Source organism: Halobacillus halophilus (assembly GCF_020171985.1).
Classification (GTDB): domain Bacteria; phylum Bacillota; class Bacilli; order Bacillales; family Halobacillaceae; genus Halobacillus; species Halobacillus halophilus_A.
Window position 1 is genome coordinate 288672 of sequence record NZ_JAIVAL010000001.1, and the last position, 11168, is coordinate 299839.

Genomic DNA, 11168 nt, shown 5'->3' on the forward strand with positions numbered 1-11168 from the left:
TGATAATCATTATCATTGCAACATAAAAAAAGAAGCAGGATATTCCTGCTTCTTAATATTTACTGTTCGAATTCATCCAAATATTTTTCGTAGCCACGTTCAGCCATCTCTTCTTTTGGAATAAACTCTAGAGCGGCTGAATTCATGCAGTACCTTAGACCTGTTGGCTGGGGACCGTCTTTAAATACATGGCCAAGATGAGAATCTGCTTCCTTACTTCTGACTTCAGTTCGGGAACCAAATATACCTTGATCTTTTTTAGTTACAATGTTCTCTTCCGAAAGCGGTTGAGTAAAACTTGGCCATCCAGTTCCAGATTTGTACTTATCCACGGAACTGAATAAAGGTTCTTTCGAAATGATATCTACATAGATTCCCTCATCGGTGTTATCCCAATACTTATTTTCAAAAGCTCGTTCCGTACCATCTTTTTGCGTAACCTTATATTGAACTGACGTTAACATGTCTTTTAATTCCTTTTTGGAATAAGTGACAGTTTCTCCGTTATAGTTAGTCATGGTTAGATCACCTTCCTCTTCGTTCTGATGTTTTTCTTGTCCGGATAAGTGTCCACTTGCTACAGACACTGTAATTAATGACCCGATTAATACAAACAACATCCCATATAAAACTTTTTTCTTCATGGGCAGATTCTCCTTTAATAGTCTTAGAGGAATTACGACTATATATTAATCATAACATGAGCAAACGCTCCAGCTAATTATTGTGCTTGGAATATAAATTATGAAAACCGACTTTTTTGGTAATCCTATAGATAATTAAAGATTGGAGTGATTTTAGTGAAATTATGGAGTACCGGTTTTATCTTGCTGCTTATATTGTTAGTAGGATGTAACAATGCGAATAATCAATCCAGTGAACCCTCTCAAAATGAACCAGCGCCAGAAAGTATTTCTTATCAGCAAATTAATGAGACACGGCCTTTTAACTTTAATCGGTTTGAGCTGGAAGTTGATTATGTAGATCGCCTATCTTACCACGTCGATTATGTTAATTTAGAAAACAGAAAAGAAGCGCGTATTGACGATTTCGATCGGCAGAAAGTTACTGGAGAAGAAGCATTTAACCAGCTTTCCCCCCATTTTAAAGAAATGAGTTTTGATGAGGAGACACCAGAAGACGAAGTAATTAAAGAAGTGCTAACAGTGCTTGGACTCGAAGCTCCTTATAAGGAATTCAAATTAGAAGTTACCTATCAGGATGGTACCGAAATAACATACGAGGATTAAGTATTAAAACCGCCAATTGTTATCACAGCTGGCGGTTTTAATATTATTGAGGGTTTATTTTTTAATTCTAGTTCGGAGTTGCTACTAAGTATTAATCAGAACTATGGGTTAATTTCGTGGCTCCATTTTTCTGCTCCACTTGATTTTCTTTCATTAATTTGCCTACGGCTCTTTTAAATGCTGACTTACTAATTTGAAAAGTATCACGTATCTTCTCAGGATCGCTGTTGTCATCTAAATAGACGATTCCATCGTTTTCCTTCAAGTACTCAAGGATCACGTCAGCATCTTCTTTTCTACTTTCTTTCTTAACTGGACGTAAAGATAAGTTAATTGATCCATCATCTTTCACATCAATTACCCTTGCTATTATAGTTTCTCCTAATCTTGGTTCCTCTTTTCGTTCATTGGGGTGGATAAAACCTCTATACCCTTCTTCTGTTAACACAGATGAGCCAGCTTTTGTTGAGCGGTAGACTCTTCCTTGAGTCTCAGTATTTAAAATAGAAGCGGGTGCGGGTTCTAAATCATCCCAAACTTCCTGCTCGGTAATAGGTTCAGCTAGAAGACGCCCTTTTTTATCTAATTCTAAGCTGACAAATAAAAAGTCGCCTTTCTTCGGCCAGACTGATTTTAGAAGTGGAAGGTCATCCGTTGAAACAAGAATCTCCTTATCCTCTAACCCTATATTCACGAACACACCCATGTTTGGCACGACTTCTTCGACTTCGGCCCAGCCATAGGAATGACGGGTTACTTCAGGAATAGTCATGCTTGCAACAGCTTGTCCTTTTTTATTTGTGTATAGAAATACCGTAATAAATTGATCTAAATCAATCTCTTTATGTACTGCTTCATCCGGCAGCACAATTTCTGTGTCATTGTATTTCAATATAAATCCATTGGTTATTTTCTTTGATACTTTACAATTCTGTATTGTTCCAATCAGGGAATGATCCATGGGGATTGTTCGCTCCTTTGTAACGTAATGTAACCCATTATAGCCTAGATGAAATTTTTTTAAAACAAAGATCTTGAGAACTTAACTTATTACGTCTATTCCAGTTTGAAATCCATAGAAAAAAGTGTGGCGTATGCCACACTTTCAACGATTAATAAAACCACGCAGCTCCTACGATAACAAGGAGAATAAACAACACGACGATTAGCGCAAAGCCTCCACCATATCCTCTACTCACATTAATTCCCCCTTTCACTAATTATATATGCAGAAGCTTGAAAGACGGTATGGGTGAATGGAGGAGTTTTTCTCAGTTATGGCTTGCCCTATTTGCAAATTCATTGGCAATCAGTTGATAAGAAGACTTCTTTTTTTCAAAGTCAAAAATGTTGGTAATCAATAAAAATTCATCAATACTATACTCATCAGCTAATCCTTCCAATTGATCTACTACTTGTACAGGATCTCCTATGATACATCTTCTTCGATTGTTACGTATTTTATCCTTTTCCATTTCCGTCAAAGTATCATGACGAACTTCGTTCTCAGGAGGGATTCTAGTCTCCAGACCTTTTTCAACTTGTAAGAGCCACATATCCTGACTTTTGGCGATCTCTTCTGCTTCCTCTTGTGTAGTTGCGCAGACCACAAACACACAAGCATTTACTGCAGGTTGACTACGAGCTAAAGAAGGCTTGAATTTTTCTCGATAGGTCTGCAGCGTTTCGGCGGCATGATCCGGATTAATAAAATGACCAAAAGTAAAACCTGTTCCATGCAAAGCTGCATGTTTGGCTCCACGTTCCGTTAAACCTAATATCCAGATTTCCGGCTGATATAAACTATCTGGACGTGCCGTAACACCAAAATAGGGATCTCCCTTTTCCATAGACTGAAATAAAAACTTTTGAAGTTCTTTCACCTGTCTTGAAAAGGAACTTAAGGGCTTTTCAATACCATCTGTAAGAGCTAATCTGGTTTTCTTGCCCCCGCCAGGTGAACGGCCCAAACCTAAATCAATCCTCCCGGGATGGAAATTTTCAAGCATTCTAAAACTCTCGGCTACTTTCAATGGGCTATATTGAGGGAGTAAGACGCCTCCAGACCCCACACGAATAGTATTAGTAGCTTGGGCGATTTGACTGATGAGAATCTCAGGAGAAGAACTCGCTAGACCATTTGTACTATGATGCTCAGCCACCCAATAACGATGGTAGCCTAACTCCTCTGTAAACTTTGCAAGTTCAATCGAATGCTGGAGGGCTACATTTGCAGTTTCTCCTTTAGAAATAGGACTTTGATCTAAAACACTGAGCTTCATGATGATCTTCCTTTCAAGTAAACCAGCAGTTACCGTAAAATTTATTTATATACATCTTTCATGATTTGCTGTAAGATTTGTAACTGCTCCTCAAATAAGAGTTTGTACCGTTTTTTTAATACATCAAATTCTTCTTTCCCTTTATCAGTCAGGTAATACCAGTACACTTTTTGTCTTTTCTTATCATGAGACTTATAATCTTCTCGTCTGTATAGAAGACCTTCTTCCGTCATCTCGTGAAGAGTATCCAGTAATGTAGAAGGTGCGGGAATCCAGTTCTTCGTTAATTGTTTAAACTCTGTTTTAAAATGTTCACTAATCATTGGTTGATGAATTTGAAGTAAATGCATTATATAAAACTTCGTAAATTGAGCGGCGCTCATGTTTAAGGCGAATCGCTTAGGATTATTTTTATGAGACATCCTTATCCACTCCTTAGGTATAAGCTTCTTCCTCCATTTTACAATAAAGAGTAGATGGTTTGTCTACTATTACGCACATTCGTTCGGTTATTTTGGTGTTTTTTTACTGTTTCGGAGTTGCTACTAAGTTTGAAGAAAGAACATGTTGATTACATTACAGCCATTTAATCTAATTTGAATGAAATTCCAATTTTTCCAAAGTTTTTTGTGTCTCTTAAGTATTCAAAGGCGTTTTTGTACTCATCTAATGAATATACACGATCTAATTGAGGTTTTATGTTGTGTTTCTCAATAAATTGAAGCATCTCTCTTAACTCTTCTGCGCTGCCCATAGTAGAACCCAGCAAATTGTACTGTCCGTAGAAAAACTTTCGAATATCAATTTGAATTTGATCTTCTGTCGTAGCCCCAAATGTTACGATCGTTCCTCCTTTTCGTATAATATTCAGTGATTTATCAAATGTGGCCTTCCCTATACTTTCAATTAATAAATCAATAGACTCATCATGAAGTGCTTCATTCCAGCCGTCTTCTGTATGAATAGCTCGATCCGCACCTAAGGCTAGCGCCTGTTGAAGCTTATCTTCAGAACGAGAAGTAACTATAACCCGTGCTCCTATAGCTTTTGCGTATTTTAAAGCAAAAGTCAGTACGCCACTGCCTATCCCAGGAAGCATAACCGTTTGGTCTTTCTGCAAATTACCTCGAGTAAATAAAGCTCGATAAGCCGTTAAAGCAGCTAGAGATAAAACTCCGGCTTCCTCGAAGCTTAAATGTGAAGGTTTAGCCTCGAAGTGATTTTCATCACTAGTATAAAACTGCGCAAATGTTCCGTGATCTGGCAGGCCTACGATTTCGAATCCTTCCGGAGGGGCGGAGCTGTTTTTCTTCCAGCCTAACCCCGGGTTAACTACAACTTCATCACCGATTTGAAATCTGCTTACTTTATCTCCGACTTCCATCACTGTACCTGCGGCATCTGAACCTGGAATTAACGCAGGATCTTCCGGCTGGTGTCGTTTAGTAATGACCGCCAAATCACGCCTGTTCAACCCAGCTGTATGTACCTTAACTTTCACTTCCTTTTCACCTAGCCTCGGCTCTTCCATTTCTTTTACCGTTAACCCTTCGATTCCAACTATTTGTTCATGTACTATTGCTTTCATATTCAGCACTCCTTCCAATGAATGATTCTTAACAAGTCTATCAATTAACTTGGGAACTATCCACTACTTCCCACTGTTGCAGGTTACTTAAAGAGTTTTAGGGAGAGAGCATCTCACTCTCCATGGATGCCTTCTTTTCCTTTAAAACGGTTATTGAAACAATTCCATTCTAAACTTCGTAGTGTCGGTAACTTTAGATTGCTATAGAGGAGATGGTTTGGCATTTTTTCTAGGCATTTACTTACACATGAGCTGTTTGCCAAGCCTTTAAAAAAACTATTTTACAGAAAAGCTTCTGAGAAAAACTAGACGGCTCTCTTAAATGATTGACGAGTATAACGGCGACAGTCCATTGTGAAAACCGAAGTTGTCCCTGTAAGCTTTCTCCTTTTACCTGCACCTGCCAGCTATAGAATATATAAAAGCCCATCTCTGTAATGAACAGAAATGGGCTTGAGTATAGAATAATAGCAATTTCTTAGGGGGAGAATGCTGTTATTATTCACTTAGGACTTTAACTTGCACAGACTGTCTGCCGAAATCAAGAGCATCTTCGCGCTCTGGAATAAAGACATCAATGCGGTTGCCATTGATTGCTCCACCTGTATCTGCTGCAATAGCTTCACCGTAACCTTCTACATATACTTTAGATCCTAGTGGAATCACATCAGGATCCACTGCAATAACTTTTTGATCAGGATTAGCGCGAAGGTCTACACCTGTAGCCGTCACTCCACTGCAACCAGTACAGAACGCGGTGTACGCTGTAGCTTCTGCCGTGAATTCTTTCACTACATCACTGCTTGAATCACTAGATTCTTCAGATTTGGATTCAGAAGCCGCTTCATTACTTGATGAATCATCATGGTTGGTTGAGCTCGCTGAAACTTCAGGTTCAGAAGAAGCTTGTCCACTTACTTTAAACTTATCTCCTGGATAGATGAGAGTGGAATCAAGATTGTTCCAATCCATAAGATCATCTACACTAATACCATATTTGTTAGAGATTTTGTATAAAGTATCACCGGATTTAACCGTATAAGTAGTGTCATTACTGCTTTTTTTAGAAGAAGAACTCGACTCTTTTGATACCGTAAGCTGTTGGTTAGGGTAAATTAAATTTGAACTCAAGTCGTTCCAAGATTTCAATTGATTTACGGATACATCATATTTTTTTGAAATGCCCCAAAGCGTGTCACCTTTATCAATCGTATATTCTTCAGCACTCACAGAAGTCGCGAATGCACCTGTTAATGCTACTGTAGCTGCTACTGAGAAAATTTTCTTTTTCATGTAGTTAATGCCTCCTCTAATTAATTCCAAAAAACACGTTGTTTATTTCACTAACTACAAGACTATCAGAATTTCTTTATATTTTAAGAACAAACACCTAACAGTTTGATTTCAAAGGTAACATCTATGTTTCATATAGATTACAAACCTCTGCATTAAACATGTATACCAGTGAAATTATGACAAATTCAGCTTTTCTTAATGATGAGATAGATAACTTTCCAATTATTCCACAAACTGATCGGATAACTGATCGGATAGTTCTAAACCCCATCTTAAACATAAAAAAAGCCCGCCCTCATGGGCCAGGCTTTTTTACTATTCAGCTAATGCTGCTACTTGCTTTTGAACCTCTGGATCATTTAAATACTCATCGTAACTCATTTCTTTATCCACAATACCATTCGAAGTAATTTCAATAATTCGATTGGCAATTGTCTGGATGAACTCATGGTCATGGGAAGCAAAGATGACAGATCCCTTAAATCGAATTAACCCTTTGTTTAAAGAAGTAATGGATTCGAGATCCAAGTGGTTGGTAGGTTCATCTAATAGTAACACATTGGCTTTAGAAAGCATCATCTTAGAGAGCATGCAACGAACCTTTTCTCCACCTGAAAGAACATTTGCTTTCTTCAAAGCTTCTTCTCCTGAGAACAGCATCCGTCCAAGGAAACTTCTTAAGAACGTTTCTGTTTCATCTTCAGGAGAATATTGACGAAGCCATTCAACGAGGTTCAAATCAGAGCGTTCAAAGAACTTCGAGTTATCTTTCGGGAAATAACTCTGTGAAGTAGTGACACCCCACTTATACGTTCCTTCATCAGGCTCTATTTCACCCATAAGAATTTGAAAGAGAGTAGTCTTGGCCGTTTCATTAGCTCCGACTAATGCCACCTTATCATCTTTATTAAGTGTAAAGCTGATATTATCCAGAACTTTAACCCCATCAATGGTTTTAGATAAGTTCTCTACTGTTAGTAGATCGTTGCCTATTTCCCGTTCAGCTGTAAAAGCAATGTAAGGATACTTACGCGATGAAGGCTGAATATCATCCAGCGTAATTTTATCCAACAGTTTTTTACGTGACGTAGCTTGTTTAGACTTGGAAGCATTTGCACTAAACCTGGCTATAAACTCTTTTAAATCTTTGATTTTCTCTTCTTTTTTCTTATTTTGTTCCTCAGCCATTTTTGTGGCAAGCTGACTTGATTCATACCAGAAGTCATAGTTCCCGACATAAACCTGAATCTTGCCATAGTCAAGGTCAGCAATGTGAGTACACACATTATTCAAAAAGTGACGGTCGTGAGAAACTACAATAACGGTGTTTTCGAAATCGATTAAGAAGTCTTCTAACCATTGAATCGCTTTAATATCCAGATGGTTGGTAGGCTCATCCAATAATAGAACATCCGGGTTGCCAAATAGAGCTTGAGCAAGCAGAACTTTTACTTTTTCAGATCCTGCAAGTTCACTCATCTTTTTCTCTTGCAGATCCTCTTTAATACCAAGACCTGTTAGAAGACGAGCGGCATCTGATTCCGCTTCCCAACCATTCATTTCCGCAAATTCACCTTCTAGTTCAGCTGCTCGCATACCATCCTCTTCAGTGAAATCACCTTTCATATAAATGGCATCTTTTTCTTTCATGACTTCGTACAAACGAGTATTACCCATAATGACTGTTTCCAGAACTTGATACTCATCGTACTCAAAATGGTTTTGCTTTAAAACAGACAGACGCTGGTTATTCTTTAGGGAAACTTCACCAGTCTGAGGCTCGAGCTCTCCACTTAGAATTTTCAGGAAAGTCGACTTACCTGCACCATTAGCACCAATTAGTCCATAACAATTTCCAGGGGTAAACTTTATATTGACGTCTTCAAATAACTTTTGATCGCCGAAACGAAGACTAACATTATTTACATTTAACATTAAAAATCCTCCAGTATTCGAATGTATAACATTAAGACATTATACCATTCATACGAAAGATATAACAGGTCTCACTTATGATTTAAAATAATCTTGTTCAATCAACCATTCTTTAAATAACTCAAAATCATTCTCCACTGTTTCTTTATAATGTCTAGACCATAAACCTAGTTGATGGCGAAACAATTTCTGATTAGAGCCTATCGCTTTAAGAATGGCTTTTTCGCTGTGATAATCCATAATCCCATTCTCGATATCTGCATCTGCGCGCGCATGTATTTTCGCACTAATTTTAGCCATTGTTTTGATCGTCTGTGTAAATTTCTTATAATCATCCAGATTCTTTTCCCTTAAGTCCTTAGAGAAAGGTGACCTTTCACGCACATAGAAATCATGCCCATCCATTCGAAAGTACCCTAAATATGGATCTGCCTGATGGTGCATGGCGTGCTGAGTGTGTGCAACTCTTCTTCCCTGATGTTTGTTATCTTCCCAAAATTGTTCATCATAAGGGAAGAAATAAGCTGGAATCGGAGATCGTGCCTCTTTAGCTTCTAAAATGATATCATCGTGGTGCACCTCATCCTCTTGACCTTCTATCAGGATGTAATAACGCTTTAGGCCTGTCGATCCAATACCTGAACCGTTCTTCTTTACAACATCTTTAATATTGTAGAATGAATCATTTTTTTTCGTTTCTGGATTTATAGATAACAAATACTCTTTCCAAGCGGATTCAAGTTTGTTCCTTTCCTGCTTCGATACGGATGAAAGTTTGTCTTTTCCAATATCAAATGAGCGGATAGAGTTATGATCGACTACGGTTTGTTTATCAAGTTCATGAGAAGCATGTCTTTCTTCAATTTTTTTCAAAGTTTTCTTAATCGGTCCTTTTGTGTTCTCAGAAGTAAATTGAAGGGTTTGAGGGTCCTCGTCTTTTTCTTGAAAGGCTTTCAGCTGCTTACGATACGCTTTTAAATATTGATCAACAAGTTCATCTTCCTCTTTATCTGAAAATCCTTGCTTTTCAGACATAAGGCGGATACTGACAACCATTCGAAGAATATCGTATAAATAAGACCCTAAATAACCTTCGTCAAAATCATCTACATCGAACACAATATCATGGTTTTCATTTAAGAAGGCACTAAAGTTATCAAAGTGCATGTCTCCCATAATCCACGTGGGTTTATCTTTTGGAGTGTGAAAGGTAAAGGGGTATTCAGTCACATCAAAGAAGAATAAATATGCGCTGCCTCTAAAAAAGCTGTAAGAATCTTCTCTCATTTTCTGATATTTCTTTTTGCGGCTGGACTGGGATAACTTCATAATACTTCCGTCGAATTGCTCAAGTATCGTGCCCAGTGTGTTTTTTCTGAGTCTTTTCTTGGTTGATAATATATGTTCCAGCTGCGGATCCATATAGCACCCCTCCCATGAATAATGAATAATTGTTGTCACTTTCTCCACTTCATGCTTCATTATAAACAAAAAAACGACCGCTCGAAAGGCGGCCGCTTCGTTATCTTAATTTTTATAATACAAGCTATTGTTCTCTACTACTTGCAGGACTTTGTTTTCCTGTTCCATCGGATTGCCGCATTTAGGGCAAAGATTTTCTTCATTTGTTCTGAAGTTATCCCTCATCCAACAGTTACAGTCGTCAGATGTGCAAACCCAAATTTTAGTTTCTTCTTCTTTAATTTCTGCCTGATTCTTTTTACCGAAAGCCATGTTTGAAGCCTCCTCTAGACATAAATTATGTAAAAAAGACTGACTCTGAAGCCAGTCTCTTTCTATTTTTTAAATTATAATTTAGTTACGTTTGCAGCTTGTGGTCCGCGGTTACCTTCTGTGATTTCGAATTCCACAGATTGACCTTCTTCTAGAGACTTAAAGCCTTCTTCGTTGATCGCGCTGAAGTGTACGAATACATCGTCTTCTCCTTCAACCTCAATAAAACCAAAACCTTTTTCCGCGTTAAACCACTTCACTGTACCTGTTTTCATAGGAATGGATCCTCCAATATTTCTAAAATTAATATGTGCTTACCATACTGAAAAAATCACATATTATAAAAAGTACCAATAACGCTTGATCACTCTTTATAATAGGTGATTCTTATTAATTGGTAAGCGGTATTTCTTATATAGAATATAATACTATGACTCACCGGTTAAGTCAAGTAGTGATTCTTAACATCTTATACAGTTAAGTATATCCAATTCTGAAAATATTTATTCCTCTTTTTCAAGATTTTTCTATGATTCCACAGGCAATCCTCTTTCCGGCATTCCCGCTAGGCTGAGACCGATAGTCATCCGGCTGTTGATGGATGATGACCGATTTTCCGATAATATCCCTAACCCGAAAACGGTCCGTAAAGAAAATCATTCGAGCCCTTCCTTGATTAGAAAACAACACGGGGAAGTCACCTGCATGGTTTCCATGTGGTTGTTGATCTGGGTTCCAATGGCCTCCGGCCGAAGCAAATGGATCTTTCCCTTCTCCTAATTCACAAATTCCTTTTTCATGAATGTGAAATCCATGAGGGCCGACCTGCGTTCCATCCTTTAGTATCTGGAATTCAGGTAAACCTTCGACTTGCACAAAGACCTCCACCCCATATGGCATTTCATAAAAATACATGGCCCCTTTTAAATCGGGTGCGAGCGGACTGCTCCTAAAAGTTACCTTAGCCGTCTCGGAAGTATAAGGTGTCCTGTAAGGTGAGTAGGAATAATACGAATACATACTCTTCGACCTCCTTTGTCCTTATAAATATGCTTAACCTAGAGACTTCATGATAGTAAATTC

Annotated in this window: 13 protein-coding genes; 1 reads left to right on the plus strand and 12 read right to left on the minus strand. The window is 38.0% G+C overall.

Going from position 1 to position 11168, the window contains the following annotated elements; all coding sequences use genetic code 11:
• Window positions 1-59: 59 nt before the first annotated feature.
• Entirely contained in the window at window positions 60-644 is a 585-nt protein-coding gene (gene msrB, locus LCM11_RS01430) for a peptide-methionine (R)-S-oxide reductase MsrB (protein ID WP_224892510.1), read from the minus strand.
• A 156-nt stretch (window positions 645-800) separates the two neighbouring features.
• Here msrB and LCM11_RS01435 point away from each other — a divergent pair, with 156 nt between their 5' ends.
• Window positions 801-1250, plus strand: coding sequence for a YusW family protein (locus LCM11_RS01435; protein WP_224892511.1), 450 nt, complete (start codon window positions 801-803; stop codon window positions 1248-1250).
• A 91-nt stretch (window positions 1251-1341) separates the two neighbouring features.
• Here LCM11_RS01435 and LCM11_RS01440 read toward each other — a convergent pair whose 3' ends face one another.
• The 11 genes from LCM11_RS01440 to LCM11_RS01490 all read right to left on the minus strand — a co-directional run bounded on the left by LCM11_RS01440 (window position 1342) and on the right by LCM11_RS01490 (window position 11105).
• Window positions 1342-2211 carry a S1 RNA-binding domain-containing protein gene (locus LCM11_RS01440; RefSeq protein ID WP_224892512.1) on the minus strand — a complete coding sequence of 290 codons (870 nt, stop codon included), beginning with the start codon at window positions 2209-2211 and terminating at the stop codon, window positions 1342-1344.
• A 151-nt stretch (window positions 2212-2362) separates the two neighbouring features.
• Window positions 2363-2449: a YjcZ family sporulation protein gene (locus LCM11_RS01445; RefSeq protein WP_318246136.1), complete on the minus strand. Its 87-nt coding sequence runs from the start codon at window positions 2447-2449 to the stop codon at window positions 2363-2365.
• A gap of 72 nt (window positions 2450-2521) precedes the next feature.
• A complete protein-coding gene (locus LCM11_RS01450; protein WP_224892514.1) occupies window positions 2522-3532 on the minus strand; it encodes an LLM class flavin-dependent oxidoreductase in 1011 nt (336 codons plus the stop codon).
• A gap of 41 nt (window positions 3533-3573) precedes the next feature.
• Window positions 3574-3954, minus strand: coding sequence for a helix-turn-helix transcriptional regulator (locus tag LCM11_RS01455; protein WP_224892515.1), 381 nt, complete (start codon window positions 3952-3954; stop codon window positions 3574-3576).
• A 164-nt stretch (window positions 3955-4118) separates the two neighbouring features.
• Window positions 4119-5120, minus strand: coding sequence for a zinc-dependent alcohol dehydrogenase family protein (locus LCM11_RS01460; RefSeq protein WP_224892516.1), 1002 nt, complete (start codon window positions 5118-5120; stop codon window positions 4119-4121).
• 498 nt (window positions 5121-5618) lie between these two features.
• Complete coding sequence (locus LCM11_RS01465) at window positions 5619-6413, minus strand: LysM peptidoglycan-binding and 3D domain-containing protein (RefSeq protein ID WP_224892517.1); 795 nt, start codon at window positions 6411-6413, stop codon at window positions 5619-5621.
• Between the two features lie 318 nt (window positions 6414-6731).
• Complete coding sequence (locus LCM11_RS01470; protein ID WP_224892518.1) at window positions 6732-8351, minus strand: ABC-F family ATP-binding cassette domain-containing protein; 1620 nt, start codon at window positions 8349-8351, stop codon at window positions 6732-6734.
• Between the two features lie 75 nt (window positions 8352-8426).
• Window positions 8427-9773, minus strand: coding sequence for a DUF2252 domain-containing protein (locus tag LCM11_RS01475; RefSeq protein WP_224892519.1), 1347 nt, complete (start codon window positions 9771-9773; stop codon window positions 8427-8429).
• A 105-nt stretch (window positions 9774-9878) separates the two neighbouring features.
• Window positions 9879-10085, minus strand: coding sequence for a cold-shock protein (locus tag LCM11_RS01480; protein ID WP_224892520.1), 207 nt, complete (start codon window positions 10083-10085; stop codon window positions 9879-9881).
• 74 nt (window positions 10086-10159) lie between these two features.
• Window positions 10160-10360, minus strand: coding sequence for a cold-shock protein (locus LCM11_RS01485; RefSeq protein ID WP_014643429.1), 201 nt, complete (start codon window positions 10358-10360; stop codon window positions 10160-10162).
• A gap of 241 nt (window positions 10361-10601) precedes the next feature.
• A complete protein-coding gene (locus LCM11_RS01490) occupies window positions 10602-11105 on the minus strand; it encodes a superoxide dismutase family protein (protein WP_224892521.1) in 504 nt (167 codons plus the stop codon).
• Window positions 11106-11168 lie beyond the last annotated feature (63 nt).

Coding starts and splice junctions, on each gene's coding strand:
- LCM11_RS01455 (WP_224892515.1), bottom strand. CDS start 3,954: ATGTCTCATAAAAATAATCCTAAGCGATTCGCCTTAAACATGAGCGCC.
- LCM11_RS01440 (WP_224892512.1), bottom strand. CDS start 2,211: ATGGATCATTCCCTGATTGGAACAATACAGAATTGTAAAGTATCAAAG.
- LCM11_RS01470 (WP_224892518.1), bottom strand. CDS start 8,351: ATGTTAAATGTAAATAATGTTAGTCTTCGTTTCGGCGATCAAAAGTTA.
- LCM11_RS01480 (WP_224892520.1), bottom strand. CDS start 10,085: ATGGCTTTCGGTAAAAAGAATCAGGCAGAAATTAAAGAAGAAGAAACT.
- msrB (WP_224892510.1), bottom strand. CDS start 644: ATGAAGAAAAAAGTTTTATATGGGATGTTGTTTGTATTAATCGGGTCA.
- LCM11_RS01485 (WP_014643429.1), bottom strand. CDS start 10,360: ATGAAAACAGGTACAGTGAAGTGGTTTAACGCGGAAAAAGGTTTTGGT.
- LCM11_RS01475 (WP_224892519.1), bottom strand. CDS start 9,773: ATGGATCCGCAGCTGGAACATATATTATCAACCAAGAAAAGACTCAGA.
- LCM11_RS01450 (WP_224892514.1), bottom strand. CDS start 3,532: ATGAAGCTCAGTGTTTTAGATCAAAGTCCTATTTCTAAAGGAGAAACT.
- LCM11_RS01460 (WP_224892516.1), bottom strand. CDS start 5,120: ATGAAAGCAATAGTACATGAACAAATAGTTGGAATCGAAGGGTTAACG.
- LCM11_RS01465 (WP_224892517.1), bottom strand. CDS start 6,413: ATGAAAAAGAAAATTTTCTCAGTAGCAGCTACAGTAGCATTAACAGGT.
- LCM11_RS01490 (WP_224892521.1), bottom strand. CDS start 11,105: ATGTATTCGTATTATTCCTACTCACCTTACAGGACACCTTATACTTCC.